Raw genomic sequence first — 19,655 nt, forward strand, 5'->3', positions numbered from 1 at the left:
TTATTTCGAGGTTTTTATCTTATCTGTGAACTAAAATTATTTAGTTACCATTTTTAATTCTACTGGAATGCTTGCTTCAACTTCTTCGCCATTAGCAACTTTTTGTGCTATTTCAATAGCTTTTTGTCCCATGATATCTGGTTGTTGAGCTATTGTTGCTGCTAAGTCGCCTGCTTCTACTGAAGCTACTGCATCATCAGTTGCATCGAAACCAACAACTATAATATCTCTTCCAGCTGCTTTGATTGCTTCTAAAGCACCTAGAGCCATTTCGTCGTTGTGAGCAAATACTGCATCAATTTCTGGTTGAGATTGAAGAATGTTTTCCATTACTTCTAGACCCTTAGATCTATCGTAATCAGCTGTTTGTTTAGCTACTACTTCAAGTCCGCTTCCTTCAATTGCTTCGTTAAATCCTTGACCTCTTTCTATAGCTGAGTTAGCTCCAGAAATACCTTCAAGTTCTACAACTTTACCTTTACCAGCAAGTTTTTCGATAATAAATTCTCCAGCCATTTTACCACCAGCGATATTATCAGATGCTACAGAAGATACAACTTCTCCACCATTTGATACTCTGTCTACTGTGATTACTGGAATACCTGCTTCGTTTGCTGCTTCAACACTTGGTACGATTGCATCTGAGTCTGTTGGGTTAACTACAATAACATCAACGCCTCTTGTGATTAAATCTTCCATGTTGGAAGCTGCTTTTGTAGAATCGTCTTGAGCATCAAGAACTATTAATTCTACTCCTAATTCTTTAGCTTTTGCTTCTGCTCCTTCTTTAAGTGTTACAAAAAAAGGATTTGTTTGAGTTGAAACTACAAAACCAATTGTTGTAGTTCCTTCTGCTGTTCCGCCTGTACTAGCTGTATTGTTTGCAGCATTGTCTTTGTTACATCCAACTATGCCCATTGCTAATACTAAAACTAGTAGTGATACAATAATTTTTTTCATAAAAAACTCCTCTCTTTATTTTATATTAATTAGTAAAACTAAATAATAACTAAAACACAACGCCAGATTTTAAAATTATATTGGAGTATGGCGTAAATTCTCCTGTCCTAATTGCTGCTAGGCAGTTTTTAGACATTTCTTTTAATTCTTCATGTTTCATTTCATTTATTTTTATCTTATCTGCATGGATATACATTTCATTATAATATTCTTCATTGTCTTTTAGTTCTAGATCTATATAAGCTTCTTCTACGCATAATTCTTTTAATACTGCATCTAGAACATCAAAAAATGGAACCATTCCTTCCGTCAAAGCCAAATCTATAAATTTAACTCCTTCAGGAACTGGCATTCCTGCATCTCCAATCATAATCATATCTCCATGGGCTGATTTTGCTATTATTTCTGAAATTTCTGCGTGTAATAATTCAGTTTTTTTCATTTTATCAATCCTTTACAGTTCTTCTATCAAGTAATACAGCTATTAATATTACTACTGCCTTTGCTATCATTTGATAATAAGACTGAACATCCATTAGGTTTAAGGCGTTATTAAGCAAGCCTATAATCAAGGCACCTATTAAAGTTCCTAAAACAGATCCTTGACCACCTGATAGGGTTGTTCCTCCAAGTACAACTGCTGCTATTGCGTCCATTTCATAGCTCTCTCCTGCTGTTGGTTGAGCTGATGATAGTCTTGATATAACTATTAGTCCAACTAAAGCACTTAGCAAACCAGAAATTGCATATGCAGAAATCTTTACTCTATCAGCATTTATACCCGAAAGTACAGAAGATTCTTCATTTCCACCTATTGCATATATATATCTACCAAATTTTGTGAATTTAAGTAAAAAATAAGCTAATAATAAAACTACAACGGTTATAATTATTGGCACATGGATTCCCATAACATTTCCTCTACCAATAAAAGCAAATACTGGTGAGACCTCCTTAGCTGGTACTGCTATTGGTTTTCCATTTGTAAATACTAGAGTTGCTCCTCTTAGAAGTTGCATCATAGCTAGAGTTGCTATAAAAGGTTGAATTTTTCCTTTTGCTATAAATATTCCATTTACACAACCTGCAAAAAATCCAATTGCTAGTGCAACTAAAATTACCAAAAATATGTTATATCCACTTGCTAGTAAATAAGCTGCAACTGCACTTGAAAATGCAAGTGTTGATCCTACTGAAAGATCAATTCCTGATGTTAAAATTACAAAAGTCATACCTATTGCTATTATTGCATTTATTGAAGTTTGACGAAACACATTGAATAGGTTGTTAACTGTTAAAAATCTATCGCTCATAAAGCTTATAAGAACCGAGAAAATTATAAGGCCTATAACAGGACGAGCCTTTGTTAATAATTCTTTATTTTTAAAATTCATATTATCTATCCTCTTCTTTCATAATATAAGACATAATCTTTTCTTGGCTTGCTTCTTCTCTTGTAAGTTCTGCTTTCTTCCTGCCATCATTCATTACAATTATCCTATCGCAAACTCCAAGAACTTCTTGCATATCAGAAGAAATAATCATTATGGCCTTATTTTCTTTCTTAATATCATTTAATATTTCATATATTTCCCTTCTAGCTCCGACATCAATTCCCCTTGTTGGTTCATCAAGGATCAAAAGCTTAGGTTCAGTAAGAAGTGATTTTGCTATGGCAACTTTTTGTTGGTTTCCACCACTTAAGTTTTTTACCTTTTGTTTTAGATTTGGTGTTTTTATCCTGATTCTTTCTACATAATCCTTAGCCGCCTTTTTTTCTTTAGAATTCGATATTGCTATTTTTTTTATAAATTTATTTAAGGCTGATAAGGTTATATTTTCTGTAACGCCCATGCTGATGATAAGACTTTCGCCTTTTCTGTCTTCAGAAACATAAACTATCCCCTTGTTTAAGGCATCTTTTGGAGATTTTATATTTAAAGATTCTCCATCAAGATAAATTGATCCAGAATCAAGTTTATAGGCTCCATAGATTGTTTTGGCAAGCTCTGTTCTACCGGCTCCAACCAATCCAGAAATACCAACGATTTCTCCACTATTTATAGTGAATGAAACATCATCTATGTATTTATTTTTAAGATTCTCAAGCCTTAGCATTTCCTTGCCTTCAACATCAACATGAGGATATTGTTCTTCTAAGTCTCTACCAACCATCATTTTTATAATTAGGTCTTCATCTATTTCTGAAACTAATCTTTCATCAATAAATTTACCATCTCTTAAAATAGTAACCCTGTCGCAAATCTTAAATATTTCGTCTAATTTATGGGAAATAAAAACTATTCCTATTTTTTGTTCTTTAAGCTCATTTACTATAGAAAATAGTATATCTGCTTCCTTGTCTGTCAGTGTATCTGTCGGTTCGTCCAAGATTATTATATTTGCATCTACCAAAAGAGCCTTGGCTATTTCAACCATTTGTTGTTGGGCAATTGAAAGTGATCCAACTTTATCATTTGGATCAATATCAATATTTAATTTATCTAAAACTCTTTTTGTATTTTTTATCATTTCAGACTTGTTTAAAATTCCCAAGGAATTTGTTATCTCTCTTCCTAGATAAACATTTTCATAAACCTTCATATGGTCTATGAGGTTTAGTTCTTGGTGGATTATGGCTATTCCCATCCTAGTTGATTCTGCTGGAGAGCTAACTTCAATCTCTTGTCCCTTGTAAATAATGCTTCCAGCATCTTTTTTATAAACACCAGAAAGTATTTTCATTAGGGTGGATTTTCCTGCACCGTTTTCGCCTAGAAGTGCCATGACTTCACCGGCGTATACATTTAAGTGCACATCATCAAGAGCCTTCACACCTGGAAAAGACTTGCTGATATTTTGCATTTTTAATACAGCTTCCATTTCAACCTCCAAAATCGAATTCTTTGACTTCTTCTTTTGTAGGAATTGAAGTTTGTGCTCCAACTTTACCTATAGCAATTGCTGCTACTCTTTGTCCAAAATCAATTGACTTATCTATATCATTTGTCTGCATCAAAACATTTACAAAGCCGCCTATGAAACTATCTCCTGCTGCAGTTGTATCTACTACCTTTGCCTTATAAGAATCATAAAACTTTTCTTCGTCCTTGTTCTTATAAAAAACTCCTCTTTCGCCTAGAGTTACTACAATTTCTTTTAATCCCCCAGCCAGAAGTTTTTCTGATGCTTTTCTTACATCTTCATCATTTTCTACCTTGTGACCTGAAATTCTTGATAGTTCATGTTCATTTGGTATCAATATGTCAATAAGTTCTAACATATCTTTTTCTATCATTCTTGCAGGTGCTGGATTTAAGATTGTTTTTATTTTTTTGTCTTTGCAAATTTTTAATATATGTTCGATTGTTTTTTCTGGTAATTCATTTTGCATGACAATATATTTAGCTGAATCTAAAATATCTTTATTTTGATCAATATAGTTTTCATCGACTAGATTATTTGCTCCAGCTATATAAACTATATTGTTTGCCCCAGTCTTATCAACATTTATTATTGAAACTCCTGTGCTTTCATTTTCAATCTTTATTAGGTCAGTATTTATTCCAGCATCTTGCATAGACTTTAATACATTTGCCCCGAAATCATCATTGCCAACCTTACCTAAAAATATACAGTCGCCACCTTGTTTTGCTATAGCTACTGCTTGGTTTGCACCTTTTCCACCTGGTATTGTTGAAAATGCTTTACCAGCAACTGTTTCACCGATAGCTGGAATCTCATCTGTTTCAATAACTAAGTCCATGTTTATGCTTCCAGCAACTATTATCCTGTCCATAATAAAAGCTCCTTTTACTATAAAAACTATAAATTCTACAATATATCTATATTTTATGTCAAACTTTAAATTTATTTAATAAGTCTTGCACACTTTTAAAATATTTTTATATCTGATCGATTATTATTATATCAATAAATATTTTATCTATCATCATTATTTTTTATTTTGCTCTTATTTTGCAACAAAAAAAAAGAACAAGTTATAAAACTTGCTCCTTTATCTTATTCTATTCCTCTTTTTATAACAGATTCATTTGCATTAACAGTTAATATTTCTCCACTAACTATTTTTTTTCTTATATTTTTAACTCCAACTATCGTAGGAATTTGTAAAGATATTCCCGCAACTGCTGCTTGAGATGTATATCCAGAAACTTCAGCAACTATTGCACTAGCTTTTGAAAGATATGGCATCATATCTTTATCTGCATCATCTATAATTACTATATCATTTTCTTTAAATTTACTTACTAAATCTTCTTTTGAATTTACTACAATTGCTCTTGCTGTTACAGATTTTTCTCCAAGTCCAACTCCCTTTGCAATTATCTCTGCGACTGTCTGTACCTTAATTAGATTTGTTGAACCAGATAAACCTGCTGGAACTCCTGCTGTTAAAACAACTGTGTCGCCTGGCTTAATTAGTTTTTCTTTTAAACTTCCTCTTATGCAATTATTAAGCATATGATCGGTATTGTCTGAGTTTTCTACAAAAATAGATCTTGTTCCCCATTCTAGATTTAATTGTCGCATAACTTTTTTATCTGTTGTTGCTGCAATTATTTCTGCCTTTGGCATAAATTTTGCTATTGCCCTTGTTGTGGCTCCACTTGTTGTTGCAGTTATTATTGCCTTCGCTGATAAGTCTTGGGCTATTGTGCAAGAGCTTTTTCCTATTGCATTTGTAATAGTAAATGAGTTTTGATTTATTTTTGATTTTAAAAGTTCACTAAAGTCTAAAGAGTTTTCTGTAACTTCAACAATTTTTGCCATGGTCTTTACTGCTTCAACTGGATATTTTCCACTAGCAGTTTCTCCTGATAGCATGACTGCTGATGTTCCATCTAAAACTGCATTTGCAACATCATTTGCTTCTGCCCTAGTAGGTCTTGGGTTTCTTATCATAGAATCTAGCATTTGAGTTGCAGTTATTACTATCTTACCTGCTATATTACATTCTTTTATCATTCTTTTTTGTGCAAGTGGGACCTCTTCTGTCATAATTTCTACTCCAAGATCTCCTCTTGCAACCATGATTCCATCTGAAACTTCTAAAATTTCATTTAGATTTTCAAGTCCTTGTTTAGATTCAACTTTTGATATTATTTTTATATCATAATTAGAATTATCTTCTAAAACTCTTCTTATATCTAAAACATCATCCCTGGTTCTGATAAAAGATGCCGCTATAAAATCAATATCATTTTCAATTCCAAATTTTATATCTTCTATATCTTTTTCTGTAATTGATGGGAGATTTATTTCTATGCCAGGAATATTTACTCCCTTTCTGGATGAAATAAAACCACCGTTTTCTACCCTGCAATCAATCCTAGGACCTTCAATATTTTCTACTATCATACTTATTAGGCCATCATCTATTAAAAGCCTTGATCCAATTTTTAAATCTTTTGCTAGGTCCTTGTAGGATACCGAAACAATATTTTTATCTCCCAAAATATCATCTGTTGTGATTGAAAATTTATCCCCACTTTCAAGATGGTATTCTTTCATATCTTTAAATTTTCCAATTCTTATTTCAGGACCCTTTGTATCAAGCATGATTGCAATTGGTTTGTTTAATTCTTCTCTGAGTTTTTTTATCCTATTAATTCTTACTAGGTGCTCTTCTCTTGAGCCGTGTGAAAAATTTAACCTGCAAACATCCACTCCTTCTATAAGAAGCTGTCTTAAAATATTTTCTTCATCAGATGCAGGGCCAATTGTAGCAACTATTTTAGTCTTTTTCATTTTTCCTCCTAAATAGAAATGGATTTTAAGATATCGTTTATGTCATCTCTAAATTCTTTCTTAACTCCCATTGCCTCATCTATATCGCTAATAAAAATTTCATTATTTTTTGTTCCAATAGCATAGCCGCCATAATTTTTCAAAATAAATTCAACTGCCTTGTTGCCCATCATAGATGCCATCAGCCTATCTACAATATTTGGTTCCCCACCTCTTTGCAGATAACCTAAAACTGTTACTCTGGTTTCTATATCAGTTAAATTTTCAAATTCTTCTGCAAGTTCAAATGAATTTCCAGCTCCTTCAGCCATTATTATTATGTGGTGTTTCTTGCCTCTTCTTTTAGTTCTTATTGCAAGTTCAGCCATCCTATTTAAATCAATTTTTCTTTCTGGAACAACAACAGATTCTGCCCCAGCAGCAAGTCCGCTATAAAGAGCTATATCTCCGCATTCTCTTCCCATAACTTCTACAACATGAGCCCTGCCATGAGATTCTGTTGTATCTCTAATTTTTGAAATTGCATTTGTAACAGTTTCAATAGCTGTGAAAAAACCTATTGAAAAATCTGTATAACCTAAATCATTATCTATACTAAGAGGAATTCCTATAACATCAATTCCTCTTTTAGCAAGTTCGCTTGCTCCTTTTAAAGATCCGTCTCCGCCTAAGACAACTAATTTAGAAATTGAAAATACTTCCAGCATATTAATTGCCCTTCTTTTTCCTTCTTCAGTCATAAAAAAATCTGATCTTGAAGTGCCTAGGATTGTTCCTCCCCTATAAATAATATTTGCAACAGAAGATTCATTCATCTGATCAATTTTTCCATCAATAAGTCCTTCATAGCCAGACTCTATTCCAAAAACTTCTGCTCCCTGGTCAATTGCAGTCCTAACAACTGCTCTGATACAAGGATTCATTCCAGGAGCATCTCCACCGCTTGTTAAAATTCCTATTCTTTCCATAAGTCACCTACTTTAATACAATCCTATCAGGATCATTATCTAAATAATTAAGTAAATCTATTTTTAAATCATCTACTCTTTTTGCATCTATCCAATATCTTTCTTCTAATCCAAAAGCTTTTTTATTATTAATAAAATAAAATATGACTGGACTGTTCCCCTTGTACTTACTTAAAACAAGTTTCATTGTTTCAATAAGATTTTTATCATTTGAATCTTCAAGAGATATATAAAGTTTATTAGATGATGGTTCTTTTATAGGATTTATTTTATCCACAAGAATCTTTGGCTCTTCAACATCAGATTGTTGGATATGTCCCTCGATAACCACAATCGAATCATCAACTAATTTTTCTACTTCTCTTTCATAAACATTTGGGAAAATTACAAGTTCAATTTGTCCATACAAGTCTTCCAGTTTTGCAAAAGCCATGATTTTTTTATTTTTGGTTATCATTGTCTTTTTACCCTTAAAAATGCCTGCTATAGTAAGATAATAATCTTTTTCTTCACCATTTTCATATTTTTCCCTGATCTGATTTGTATTAGTTCCCTTAATTGATTTTATTATGTCCCTGTATGAATCAAGAGGATGACCTGAAATATAAATTCCAAGAATTTCTCTTTCCATCTCAAGTTTTGTCCTTTTGTTAAAATCTTTTAGGTTTGGAAGTTCTTCCTCATCTGATTTTATATTATCAAATAAAGAAAATTGACCAGCTATATTATTTCTCACTGAATTTATAGCATTATCTATAATATTTTCATAGACTGCAAGGTATTTTGCCCTATTTTGTCCAAAACTATCCAAGGCTCCAGACTTGATTAAATATTCAATTGACCTTTTGTTTAAGGCTTTTGAATTATATTTTGCAATCCTATCTATAAAATCTTTTAATGATTTAAATTTTCCTGATTTTCTAACCTCAACTATTGCATCAATTAAATTTGAACTTAAGTTTTTGATGGCCTTTAAACCGAATCTTATTTTTTTATTTTGAACCACAAATTTTTCATAACTTTCATTTATGTCTGGAGGAAGGATTTCTATCCCAAGTCTTTGACATTCTTCTATATAAAGTGCAACTTGGCTCATGTTTCCCATGTGAGATGAAATTTGTGCTGCCATAAACTCTTTTGGATAATAATATTTTAAATAGGCTGTCCAATAAGCAACTACTGAATATGCAACTGAGTGCGATTTATTAAAGGCATAGTTTGCAAAATCTATCATCAAGTCATAAATCTCGTTGGCAGATTTTTCATCTACTCCATTTGCAATTGCTCCGTTACAAATAATTTTTTCGCCCTCTTTTTTGCCATAGATAAAGTTTTTCCTTTCCTCTTCCATGACATCCATCTTCTTTTTAGACATGGCACGTCTTACTAGGTCGGCTCTTCCAAGTGAATATCCACCTATTTTTTGAACAATTTGCATTACCTGTTCTTGATAAACTATACAACCGTAAGTTGTCGATAAAATTTCTTCAAGCTTTGGATGGATATAGCTAATCTTTTTCGGATTATGCTTTGATTCAATAAATTTTGGAATTTGATTCATTGGACCTGGCCTAAAAAGTGCATTGGCTGCAACAAGATCTTCAAAGGCATCTGGTTTTAGGTCTTTTAAAAAGGCTCTCATGCCAGCAGACTCAAATTGAAATACTCCAAGAGTTTCTGCCCTTGCAAACATTTTTAAAACATCTTTATCATCCAAGCTTAGTTTATGAAAATCTATTTCTTTGCCATAATTTTCTTTTATCATTGAAAGAGCATCTCTTATAACTGTCAAAGTTCTAAGTCCAAGAAAGTCCATTTTTAATAGACCGAGTTCTTCAAGCTCTATCATATTAAATTGGGTCGCAATTATTTCTCCATTTTTTGTAAGTGGAACATAATTTGTAAGTGCATCTTTTGAAATCACAACACCAGCAGCGTGGGTAGAAGTGTGTCTAGGTAGTCCTTCTACCTTTAAGGCTGTATCAATCAAGCTGTGAGTTTCCTCATCAGATTGGTATTCTTTTTTTAGCTTAGGACTTAAATCAAGTGCCTTTTCAAGAGTCATGTTAAGCTCATTTGGAACAAGTTTTGCAATATAATCAACTCTTCCATAGCTAATATCTAATGCCCTTCCGACATCTCTTATCGCACCTCTTGCTGCCATGGTACCAAAGGTTACAATTTGTGCTACATTATCTTTGCCATATTTTTCTATAACATAGTCTATTACTTCTTCTCTTCTCTCATAGCAAAAATCTATATCTATATCTGGCATGGAAACCCTGTTTGGATTTAGAAATCTTTCAAATAGAAGATCAAACCTCATAGGATCAACATCAGTTATTTCTAAAGCATAAGCAATAATAGATCCAGCAGCCGAGCCACGACCCGGTCCCACCATAATATTATTTTTCTTGGAATAATTTATAAAATCCCAAACAATTAAAAAATAATCAGTGTAGCCCATTTCTATTATTGTTGATAATTCATATTCCGTTCTTTCTTTTATCTTTTTATCAACATTTTTATAACGCTTTTTTATACCTTCTTTTACCAGGTGTTTTAAATATGAAACATTATCATAGCCTTCTGGCACTTCAAAATGAGGAAGGTGAAGATTGTGAAATTCTATATCCACATTGCACCTGTTTGCAATTTTTTGTGTATTTTCTAAGGCTCCTTTATTGTTTGGAAAAATTTCCAGCATTTCTTCTGGCGATTTTAGATAAAATTCATCAGTTTGAAATTTCATCCTATTTGGATCGTTTACTATTGTGCCAGTTTGTATGCAAAGTAAAACATCGTGAGCCTTTGCATCTTCTTTATTTATATAATGGACATCATTTGTAGCTATTAAATCTAGTCCCGTTTCTTTAGATAAGATTTCTAATTCCTTGTTTACTTTTTTTTGCTCCAAAATTCCGTGGTCTTGAAGCTCTAGAAAAAAATTATTTTCTCCAAATATTTCTCTATATTCTAAGGCAGCTTTTTTTGCTCCATCATAATCGCCATACATTAGTTTTTTTTGCACTTCTCCGCCCAAACAAGCAGAGCTTGCAATAAGACCTTTGCTATACTTTCTTAAAATATCTTTATCTACTCTTGGCTTATAATAATATCCATTTACAAAGGCTTCAGAAACTATCTTCATAAGATTTTTAAAACCCTGATTATTTTCAGCTAGAAGTATTAAATGATAGCGGTCCATGTTTTTGTCAAACTTTTTATAGTCGCCTTCGCTTACATAGATTTCACAACCAATAATTGGTTTTATTCCCTCTTCCTTGCAGGCCTTATAAAAAGCTATAATTCCGTACATATTTCCGTGGTCAGTTAGGGCGACACTGTCCATGCCCATTTCTTTTGTCCTTCTTGCAATTTCTCTTATACGTCCCGAACCATCTAGCAAAGAATATTCACTATGAACATGTAAATTTACATAATTAACCATAAAATCACTTTCTTTTATAAAATAAAAGAGTTCTAATATAAAATATTAAAACTCTTACTTACTATAAGTCTATAAAATTATTTTCTATCAACTTAACTAAATTGTCAATTGCCTCATCCTCGTCTGGACCCTCAGCACTTATCTTAAGCTCCTCATTATATTTAGCTCCTAGAGACATCAGACCAATAATACTTTTTCCATTGACCTTATCTCCGTGCGCTTCTAATGTAATTTCAGACTTGTATTGGTTAGCAGATCTGACGAATAAAGCTGCCGCTCTTGCATGAAGCCCATCTTCATTTTTCAATATTACTGTCTCTACAGCCATCTTCTTCACTCCTTAACTTTACAGCTATCTGTCTTATTTTATTGAGCCTGTGACTTACTCCTGATTTTCCAAGACTTGGATTAAGTTTTTGTCCAAGTTCTTTAAGACTTAGCGATTCATTTTCTAGCCTAAGTTTTGCTATTTCCTGCAAATTTTTAGGTAAATTTTCTATTCCAATTTTTTTATCAATATATTTTATATCATTTGCCTGCCTTACATAGGCATCGACCATCTTGTTAAGATTTGCACTTTCTAAATTTACAAGCCTGTTTACTTGATTATTTATGTCCTTAACTATCCTTACATTTTCAAATTCCAAAGTATGCCTATAAGCTCCCATAAAACTTAAAAAGTTAGATATATTTTCGGCCCCTTTTAAATAGACTATAAAATTATCTTTTCTTTCTATAACTTTACTATTAAAATCATAAGAATTTATCAAATCTGAAAGAAAATCAGCATGTTGGTAACTATTGCATACGATTTCAAGATGATAAGACTTCTTCGGATCTGATACAGAGCCTGCTCCTAAAAATGATGCCCTTATGTAGGCCTTTTTACAACATTTATCTTTTAAGATAGAAAGAGGTCTATAATTTGCTAAAAATACGTTTTCATACTTTATATAATCAATATCATCTAAAAGCATTTTACTTGCACTTACATCATCAAGGCTCACAGAATAGATATTATTCTTCTTTAACTGCCTAGATTTTGAAACTACAACAAATACATCTTCAGAATAATATTTTTTTAAAAATGTAAATAGTCTTCTAGCAACAGCTGCACTTTCTGTATTAAATTTAACTTTTATCTCATTATTAGAAAAATTTAAACTGCCACAAGTTGGTACAAGCGCCGCTAGCTCAGCTAAAAAATCACAGTTTTCTTCAATAGGAATCTTGGACAATTCAATCTTAACATCTGATGAAAAACTCAAAAATCCCCACCTCTATTTTAACATTTATACTAATATTATAACCTATGGCAATAATTAAATAAAGTAAATTATCAGATTATACCCCTTATGGAATCTATAGTTAAATCTTCTTTCTCTAGATAGTCATTCATTTCTTTTATAATATTTGCAATAGCATTTGGATTCATAAAATTTGCAGTTCCAATTTCTACAAGACTTGCTCCTGCCATTATAAATTCTATTGCATCAATTCCCGATGTTATTCCGCCCATGCCAATAACTGGAACATCAACATTTTTACAAACTTGGTGAACCATCCTAAGTGCTATTGGTTTTATGCTTGGTCCTGATAGACCTGCATAAGTGTTTTCAAAAACTGCACACTTTCTAACTGGATCTATTGCCATTCCTAAAAATGTATTTACAAGAGAAATCCCATCTGCTCCTGCTTCTTCAACAGCCTTAGCGCATCCAACTATATCTCTTGCATTTGGTGAAAGTTTTACAAAAAGTCTTTTGTCTGTTATTTCTTTAACTCTTCTTGTAATATCAGCTGCGCTTTCGCTTTCAATGCCAAAAGCCATGCCACCTTCTTTTACATTTGGACAGGATATATTAAGTTCAATTGCATAAAAATCATATTTATTTAGCATATCAACCGCTTCTAAATATTCTTCGACAGTGTTTCCACCTAAATTTACAAGCAAGTGTGGTCCTAGAGCTTTCATTTTTTCTAAAGTGTTTTCGCAAAAATATTTTACTCCTGGATTTTCAAGTCCTATGGAATTTAAAATTCCACTTGGGGTTTCCCAAATTCTTATTCCATCATTGCCAGGCTTTGCATGTCTTGTAATTCCTTTTGAAACAAGGCCTCCCATAATATTGGGGTCATAATAATCCTTAAATTCTTCTCCATATCCATAAGTTCCGGATGCTGGCAATATTGGATTTTTAAATTTTTCTCCTAAAACTTCTGTTTCTAATCTATTCAAGTATATCACTACCCTTATATATAGGACCGTCTTTACAAGTCCTAGAATTTCCATTTACAGTCTTGCAAGTACAAGATAGGCAGGCACCTAGTCCACATCCCATTCTCTTGTCTAAAGATAAATAAATTTTGCAAGCATTTTTTTCAGCCAAGTCCTTTAATTTATACATCATGATATCTGGTCCGCAAGTATAAATTAATTTTTTATCAAAGTCGACATAGTCTGTGATGAAGCCACCCTTTTTCACAATCAAGTTTACACCAAGGTCTTCAAAGCATTTTTCTAACTTTTGATTTTCTCTTAGTCCCATGTATAAATCTATTTTTACATCGGGATTAGCTTTTTTTAAACACTTGCTTAAATAATAAAAGGGTGCTGACCCAACTCCACCAGCAACTAGAGAAATTTCTCTTATATTTTCATACTCAAAGTGGTTGCCGTAAGGTCCAAAGACTTTAATCTCGTCGCCTTCTTTTAGATTTTTTAAAAGTTTACTGCCAATCCCCCTAGATTCAATTAAAAACACTAGTCCGTCTTCACAAACATCATAGATGCTTATAGGACGAGAGAGCGTAGGATATAAATCCCATGCTCTCAACATAAAAAACTGGCCTGGATAAACTTTATCAACTTTTGTATCAGTTTTAAGCATAAAATAATCATCATCGATCATTTTATTGTAAATAACTTTTGACAAATTAATCCTCTCCATAAGTAGTTAAAGAATCACAATATTCGCACTTATATTCTCTTTTTTCTGGATTTGCAAGTGTGAATTCATGACTTTCAACATTTTCAATATTTGAAATACATCTTGGATTTCCACATTTCATTATTCCTTCTACCCTTTGTGGCAGTTCCATTCTCACTTTTTTAACTCTTTCTCCGTTTTCAATAAAGTTTACTGTTGTATGTGGAGCGATTAGACCTAAGACTGTAAAATCTAATGAAAAGTCTGTTTCAATTTTTATAAGATCTTTTTTGCCAAGTGATGTAGAATTTATGTTTTGCATTAAAACAACTGGATCTTCAACTTCATATAGTTTTAAAGCATCATATAATATGTGGGCTGTTCCACATTGAATATGGTCAAGTACAATTCCTTTTTTTATTTTAGATACATTTATCATTTTTTAAGCCTCCAAACCTAATAAAAACATAATTAGTGCCATTCTTATATACATTCCAAATTTTGCTTGTTCAAAGTATACGGCTCTCTTGTCGCTATCTACTTCTGTTGCAATTTCGTTTACTCTTGGAAGTGGGTGAAGAACAATCATATCTTCTCTTGCATTTTTCATCTTATCATTATCTAGAATAAAGAAGTCTTTAAGTCTTAAGTATTCTTCTTCTGATACAAATCTTTCTCTTTGTACCCTAGACATGTATAGGATATCAAGGTCTTTAATTGCTGTTTTTAAATCGTCTGTTTCAGTGTATCTGCTTGAATCAATTTCATCTTTAAATTGTCTTGGCATTTTTAACTCTTCTGGTGAAATAAACACAAAGTTTACTCCATCATATCTTGCCATTTGTCTCATTAAGGAGTGGATTGTTCTACCAAACATCAAGTCTCCACATAGACCAATTGTTAAATTTTCAAATTTTCCCTTGTAGTGTCTTATTGTCATTAGGTCTGTTAGTGTTTGAGTTGGATGTTGGTGTCCACCGTCTCCAGCATTTATGATTGGCATTTTTGTCATTTTTTTAGAACAAAGAAGAGCCGCCCCTTCTTTTGGGTGTCTCATAGCTGCTATATCACAATAATTTTCAACTGTTCTAAGTGTGTCGGTTAAAGATTCTCCCTTTGCTGTAGATGAAACTTTTGCATCTGCAAATCCTACAACATTTCCACCAAGTCTGTACATGGCAGATTCAAATGATAGTCTAGTTCTAGTTGATGGCTCAAAAAAAAGACTCGCCAATAATTTACCATTGCAAACATTCCCGAATTTTTCAGGATTTTCAACAATTCTATCAGCCAGTCCAAATAAAATTTCGTAATCTTCTTTACTAAAATCACCAGGTTCAATTAAATGTCTTAACATATTTTCCTCCTATTTGCGTGCAGGAGGGACTCTAATCATAGATTCCTTATCTATTACCTTTTTAGCGTCCCGCACTAAATTAAAAGTAATTTTCTTCTCGACTAATAATACTCTAATGTATCTTCAAAGTCAAACAATTTTTAAATTTTTCTCTCTTATTTTCTAAACCAAAAGATATGTAAAAATATTTTTTAAATCCTTTACAAGGAGTAAATAAATATTTATAAAAAAATTCCTAGACCATAAGCCTAGGAATTAATTTTTAAAAGCAATTATTTACTTTTGCTTGTTTCGATAGTAACTACTCTATTTGTACTATCCCATTCTATGTTTTTGCCTTCACCCTTGTTACCATGGCTTAGTCCAAGTGCTCTACCAATTTCAGATATTGGAAGCATTGTTCTGCCATCTTTGATTTCAGGTGCAACAGTGAATGTATTTTTAACACCATCTACATAGAATTCAGAAGAATCAATATTAATTACAACTACAGTATTTCCATCAGAGAATGTTGCATTTCTTGTTGCATCATTAAAGCTTACATAATAACCTAATGATTCTGCTACAAATCTGATTGGAAGCATTGTTCTGCCATCTTTAATGTATGGAGCTACGTCCATATACTTTGTAGTAGTTGAGCCATTAACTGTTTGAGTTATAGCTGCACTACCGATTGTTATTGTTGTTTTATAATTGTTTGTTTTTGTTGTTGTTTCTTCTTTAGTTTTTTCTGGACCATAGAATTTTAATAATGAATTATCATATAGTCTAGTTGATGAACTTATTCTAAAGTAACCATTGCTATCTGTAACATCAGAACCTATATATTTTCCGTCATAATAAACAGAAACTCTTGTGTTCTTGTCATAATAGCCTGATACTGCATAAGATTCTACATTTACTGACCATGGATAAATTCTGTAGTCACTATCTACATATGTCTTTTCGCTTCCTACATAAAAATCAAGATCACTTGTAGAGTAAACGCGTCTATTAAGACTAATTGAGAAATACCCGTTTGAATTAGTATATCCAGATCCTAGATAAATACCATCATCATATACTCTAACTTCAGTGTTTTTATATGAAGTTAAATATCCTGAAACTACGTCTGATCTATAGTTTAGGTTTAGTGAACTTGGATAAACTCTTCTGCTGTAGTCATAATATCCATCATAGTAATATCCATCCCAGTAACCATAGTTATAGCTATAATTATAAGAATCAGAATTTGAAAGATTATATCTTGAAACTTCTTTATCATTATATTCAGCTACTAATTTAAATCTGCTTAAATCATAATCGTATCCATAATAATAACCATCTCTGTAATATCTATTATAACGACCATTATAATATCCATTATTATAACGTTTTGAACCAAAATAATAAGAAATTGAGAAGTTACCATTTGAATCTGGTGTTACAGTTTTAACACGAACTCCATCTTTATAAAGAACTACCTTTGTTCCTACAGGTGCTTTACCTTTAACTCCATCATAATATACATTAACTGTATTAACTGTTCCTGATGGTTCAGATGGAACAACTGGTTCTTCTTCCTCAGTTGGATCAACCACTATTGGATCATCTGTTTCAGTATTTTCTTTTTCATCTTCTTTTTCTTTTTCATTTTCTTCATATTCACCTGGTTTAGTAATTTCTACATCTGTTATTTCTCCTTCAGCATAAGAAATACTTGGAAGTATAGAAAAAACCATTACCAAAGCCATAAAAATTGTTAATAATCTTTTTTTCATATTATATATCTCCTTATTCATAAATAAATTCATAGTTGTTTATAACTAGTTATCTTCTGACCTCCTTTCATAGATATGTAAAAAATAATAGAATAGATAAACCTATTCACTCTTATTCTACCCCCTAAATCATTTTTTTAAAAACCATTTTCCGATATTTAATATTAATTTAATAATTATCTTAAAATTTATGCAGGGTAAAATAAATCTATAATCTCTATATTCTTATAATAATGATCTTTTATTAAATAAATCTAAACAAATTCTAAAGCTTTCCTAAAATTTATTTAAGAAATTTTTAATAGTTACAACAAAAAAACGAGTCTCTAAAGACCCGTATTTATCTTTCTGAATATTCAGCTTTTATTGTTTTTCCATTAATTCTTTTGCCATTTAAAGACTTTATTGCATCCTTAATCATATTTTGAGGAATTTCTATAAAACTAAAGTTTGGCATTATATTAATTCTTCCAATTTCCTTGGCTGGCACATTTGTATATTTTTTCATCATTCTTATAACTTCGCCAGAATCTAGTCCGTCTCTTTTTCCCCTTGAAATAAAGATTTTCGGACCCTTTATCTTCTTTATCTCGCCACGTTTTTTACTTCTCTTATTTAAACCCCTAGCCTTTTCTGCTTTTGATATTTCAAATCTCTTGCCAAAATCAACTCTTTCAAGTTCAGTAACAGTGATATTATTTGAACTTTCATTTACCATTCTAAGAAGTGTCGCCCCTATATCATAAAGACTGTGGCCATTTGCTAAAAATTTATTTAAAACTTCTGTGTACTCTTCTTGATCTTGTGCTTTAATGATATTTTCTTCTACATTTTGGAATAAGCTTTCCATACTTTCCTTTTCAACATCATCTTTTGTAGGAAGTTTTGTTCTTTTCATCCTTATATTGGCATATTTTTCAATTTCCTTAAATTGTTGATAATCTTTGCCTGTTACAAAGCTAAATGAAATACCTTTTTTGCCCGCTCTTGCAGTACGCCCAATCCTATGAACATAATATTCGGCTTGTTGTGGTAAATCATAGTTAAAAACTATATCAATATCAGAAACATCAAGTCCACGTGCAGCTACATCTGTTGCGATCAATATATCAATAGTGTTATCTCTGAATTTCTTCATGACATTATCTCTTGCTGATTGTCGCATATCGCCGTGAAGTGAATCCGCCTTATATCCTTTTTGTGCAATTTCAACTTCTAAACTTTCAACCATTCTCTTGGTGTTGCAAAAAATTATTGATTTTTGAGGTTTATGAATGAGGATCAGCCTGTTTAAGATCTCTGTTTTCATATTTCTATTTAACTCTAAATAGTATTGGTCAATTTTTTCTGCTGTTAGCTCTTTCTTTTCAATAATTACTTTTTCTGGATTTTTTTGATATTTATTTGAAAATTCTTTTATATCATTATCAAAAGTTGCTGAGAAGAACAGGGTTTGTCTGTCTGAATTTGTTTTTTCTATGATAGTTTTCATATCATCTCTAAAGCCCATATCAAACATTTCGTCAGCCTCATCTAGTGTTAGAAATTTTAAAGATTCGAGTTTAATGGTTTTTCTTTTCATATGATCCATTATTCTTCCCGGAGTTCCAACTACTATATTTGCACCATTTCTAAGTTGACTAAATTGCTTGCCCATATCGGCTCCTCCGTAAATGGGAACAACTTTTATAAATTTCTTATATTTAGAAAGTTTTTTTAATTCTTCGCTCACTTGTCTTGCCAGCTCTCTTGTCGGTACAAGTACAAGGGCTTGTATGCCATCATAGTTTTCTTCTATTCTTTCAATCATTGGTATGCCAAATGATGCAGTCTTACCTGTTCCAGTTTGTGCTTGTGCGAGCAAATCTTTTCCTTCTAATATTTGTGGTATTGTTTTTTCTTGTACTTCCGATGGATTTTTAAATCCCATTTCTTCAATCGCCCGTAAAACTTCACTAGACAAATTTAATTCGTTAAATCTCAATATAATATATTCTCCTAAATCATTATTAAACATAAAAAAGACCGAGATTCACTCGGTCTTCAAGTTCTTTCTTTAGATATTATACCATAAAGTCAAATAATTATCTTGGTTTTCCATTTATAAATGAATTTATTTTGCAATTCCCAAAATAGATAAGATTGTGTCTTAAAAATTTTATTTCAATTTAAAAATTTATTTTTTAAATACTTTTAAGCAATAAATTATTTATTTATAGGTTTAAAATAATTTTTTAATCAAATTTAATCATAAATATTAAAATATTTTACTTGTTTTACATTAAAAATATCCTATCTAATTTTAAATATCCTTTCTATTTTTACTATGAAGATTATTTTATATTAATTTTAATAAAATTTTCAGTGAATTAAATATATCCAAGTAAAAAAGAGACCCGAAATATCGAGTCCCTTAATTTTTGACAATAGTCAATAAAAATCTTATTTGATTTTATA

The 19,655-nt window shown here is 31.6% G+C and carries 16 protein-coding genes; all 16 read right to left on the minus strand.

Annotated elements, in window-relative coordinates:
• Nucleotides 1-36: 36 nt before the first annotated feature.
• The gene (gene rbsB / locus HGPB_RS07895) at nt 37-960 is read right to left on the minus strand and encodes a ribose ABC transporter substrate-binding protein RbsB (protein ID WP_019133147.1); all 924 of its coding nucleotides are present in this window, start codon (nt 958-960) and stop codon (nt 37-39) included.
• A 49-nt stretch (nt 961-1,009) separates the two neighbouring features.
• Nucleotides 1,010-1,402, minus strand: coding sequence for a D-ribose pyranase (gene rbsD / locus HGPB_RS07900; protein WP_019133148.1), 393 nt, complete (start codon nt 1,400-1,402; stop codon nt 1,010-1,012).
• A 4-nt stretch (nt 1,403-1,406) separates the two neighbouring features.
• Nucleotides 1,407-2,354 carry a ribose ABC transporter permease gene (gene rbsC, locus HGPB_RS07905; protein WP_019133149.1) on the minus strand — a complete coding sequence of 316 codons (948 nt, stop codon included), beginning with the start codon at nt 2,352-2,354 and terminating at the stop codon, nt 1,407-1,409.
• A 1-nt stretch (nt 2,355) separates the two neighbouring features.
• Nucleotides 2,356-3,843: a sugar ABC transporter ATP-binding protein gene (locus tag HGPB_RS07910; protein WP_019133150.1), complete on the minus strand. Its 1,488-nt coding sequence runs from the start codon at nt 3,841-3,843 to the stop codon at nt 2,356-2,358.
• Between the two features lies 1 nt (nt 3,844).
• Nucleotides 3,845-4,759 (minus strand): ribokinase, encoded by a 915-nt coding sequence (gene rbsK, locus HGPB_RS07915; RefSeq protein WP_019133151.1) that lies wholly within the window; start codon nt 4,757-4,759, stop codon nt 3,845-3,847.
• Nucleotides 4,760-4,983: 224 nt separating this feature from the next.
• Nucleotides 4,984-6,732 carry a pyruvate kinase gene (gene pyk, locus HGPB_RS07920; RefSeq protein WP_019133152.1) on the minus strand — a complete coding sequence of 583 codons (1,749 nt, stop codon included), beginning with the start codon at nt 6,730-6,732 and terminating at the stop codon, nt 4,984-4,986.
• An 8-nt stretch (nt 6,733-6,740) separates the two neighbouring features.
• Nucleotides 6,741-7,700 carry an ATP-dependent 6-phosphofructokinase gene (locus HGPB_RS07925; RefSeq protein ID WP_019133153.1) on the minus strand — a complete coding sequence of 320 codons (960 nt, stop codon included), beginning with the start codon at nt 7,698-7,700 and terminating at the stop codon, nt 6,741-6,743.
• A gap of 7 nt (nt 7,701-7,707) precedes the next feature.
• The gene (locus tag HGPB_RS07930) at nt 7,708-11,151 is read right to left on the minus strand and encodes a DNA polymerase III subunit alpha (RefSeq protein WP_019133154.1); all 3,444 of its coding nucleotides are present in this window, start codon (nt 11,149-11,151) and stop codon (nt 7,708-7,710) included.
• Between the two features lie 61 nt (nt 11,152-11,212).
• A complete protein-coding gene (locus tag HGPB_RS07935; RefSeq protein WP_019133155.1) occupies nt 11,213-11,479 on the minus strand; it encodes an HPr family phosphocarrier protein in 267 nt (88 codons plus the stop codon).
• A complete protein-coding gene (whiA, locus tag HGPB_RS07940; RefSeq protein ID WP_019133156.1) occupies nt 11,448-12,419 on the minus strand; it encodes a DNA-binding protein WhiA in 972 nt (323 codons plus the stop codon). Before whiA ends, HGPB_RS07935 begins: the two co-directional genes overlap by 32 nt.
• Before the next feature lie 71 nt (nt 12,420-12,490).
• Nucleotides 12,491-13,390 carry a dihydroorotate dehydrogenase gene (locus HGPB_RS07945; RefSeq protein WP_019133157.1) on the minus strand — a complete coding sequence of 300 codons (900 nt, stop codon included), beginning with the start codon at nt 13,388-13,390 and terminating at the stop codon, nt 12,491-12,493.
• The gene (locus tag HGPB_RS07950) at nt 13,383-14,087 is read right to left on the minus strand and encodes a dihydroorotate dehydrogenase electron transfer subunit (protein ID WP_019133158.1); all 705 of its coding nucleotides are present in this window, start codon (nt 14,085-14,087) and stop codon (nt 13,383-13,385) included. Before HGPB_RS07950 ends, HGPB_RS07945 begins: the two co-directional genes overlap by 8 nt.
• A 1-nt stretch (nt 14,088) precedes the next feature.
• Nucleotides 14,089-14,520 (minus strand): aspartate carbamoyltransferase regulatory subunit, encoded by a 432-nt coding sequence (locus HGPB_RS07955; protein ID WP_019133159.1) that lies wholly within the window; start codon nt 14,518-14,520, stop codon nt 14,089-14,091.
• A gap of 3 nt (nt 14,521-14,523) precedes the next feature.
• Entirely contained in the window at nt 14,524-15,438 is a 915-nt protein-coding gene (pyrB, locus tag HGPB_RS07960) for an aspartate carbamoyltransferase (RefSeq protein ID WP_019133160.1), read from the minus strand.
• A gap of 272 nt (nt 15,439-15,710) precedes the next feature.
• Complete coding sequence (locus HGPB_RS08510; RefSeq protein ID WP_019133161.1) at nt 15,711-17,198, minus strand: stalk domain-containing protein; 1,488 nt, start codon at nt 17,196-17,198, stop codon at nt 15,711-15,713.
• A 340-nt stretch (nt 17,199-17,538) separates the two neighbouring features.
• Complete coding sequence (locus HGPB_RS07970) at nt 17,539-19,182, minus strand: DEAD/DEAH box helicase (protein ID WP_019133162.1); 1,644 nt, start codon at nt 19,180-19,182, stop codon at nt 17,539-17,541.
• Between the last annotated feature and the right edge of the window lie 473 nt (nt 19,183-19,655).

The organism is Peptoniphilus obesi ph1 (assembly GCF_000311865.1).
Taxonomy (GTDB): Bacteria; Bacillota; Clostridia; order Tissierellales; family Peptoniphilaceae; genus Peptoniphilus_E; species Peptoniphilus_E obesi.

Bases quoted from the DNA above. Each gene is read 5' to 3' on its own strand.
- HGPB_RS08510 (WP_019133161.1), bottom strand. From the start codon at position 17,198: ATGAAAAAAAGATTATTAACAATTTTTATGGCTTTGGTAATGGTTTTT.
- rbsB (WP_019133147.1), bottom strand. From the start codon at position 960: ATGAAAAAAATTATTGTATCACTACTAGTTTTAGTATTAGCAATGGGC.
- rbsK (WP_019133151.1), bottom strand. From the start codon at position 4,759: ATGGACAGGATAATAGTTGCTGGAAGCATAAACATGGACTTAGTTATT.
- rbsC (WP_019133149.1), bottom strand. From the start codon at position 2,354: ATGAATTTTAAAAATAAAGAATTATTAACAAAGGCTCGTCCTGTTATA.
- HGPB_RS07910 (WP_019133150.1), bottom strand. From the start codon at position 3,843: ATGGAAGCTGTATTAAAAATGCAAAATATCAGCAAGTCTTTTCCAGGT.
- HGPB_RS07955 (WP_019133159.1), bottom strand. From the start codon at position 14,520: ATGATAAATGTATCTAAAATAAAAAAAGGAATTGTACTTGACCATATT.
- HGPB_RS07925 (WP_019133153.1), bottom strand. From the start codon at position 7,700: ATGGAAAGAATAGGAATTTTAACAAGCGGTGGAGATGCTCCTGGAATG.
- pyrB (WP_019133160.1), bottom strand. From the start codon at position 15,438: ATGTTAAGACATTTAATTGAACCTGGTGATTTTAGTAAAGAAGATTAC.
- pyk (WP_019133152.1), bottom strand. From the start codon at position 6,732: ATGAAAAAGACTAAAATAGTTGCTACAATTGGCCCTGCATCTGATGAA.
- HGPB_RS07935 (WP_019133155.1), bottom strand. From the start codon at position 11,479: ATGGCTGTAGAGACAGTAATATTGAAAAATGAAGATGGGCTTCATGCA.
- HGPB_RS07930 (WP_019133154.1), bottom strand. From the start codon at position 11,151: ATGGTTAATTATGTAAATTTACATGTTCATAGTGAATATTCTTTGCTA.
- rbsD (WP_019133148.1), bottom strand. From the start codon at position 1,402: ATGAAAAAAACTGAATTATTACACGCAGAAATTTCAGAAATAATAGCA.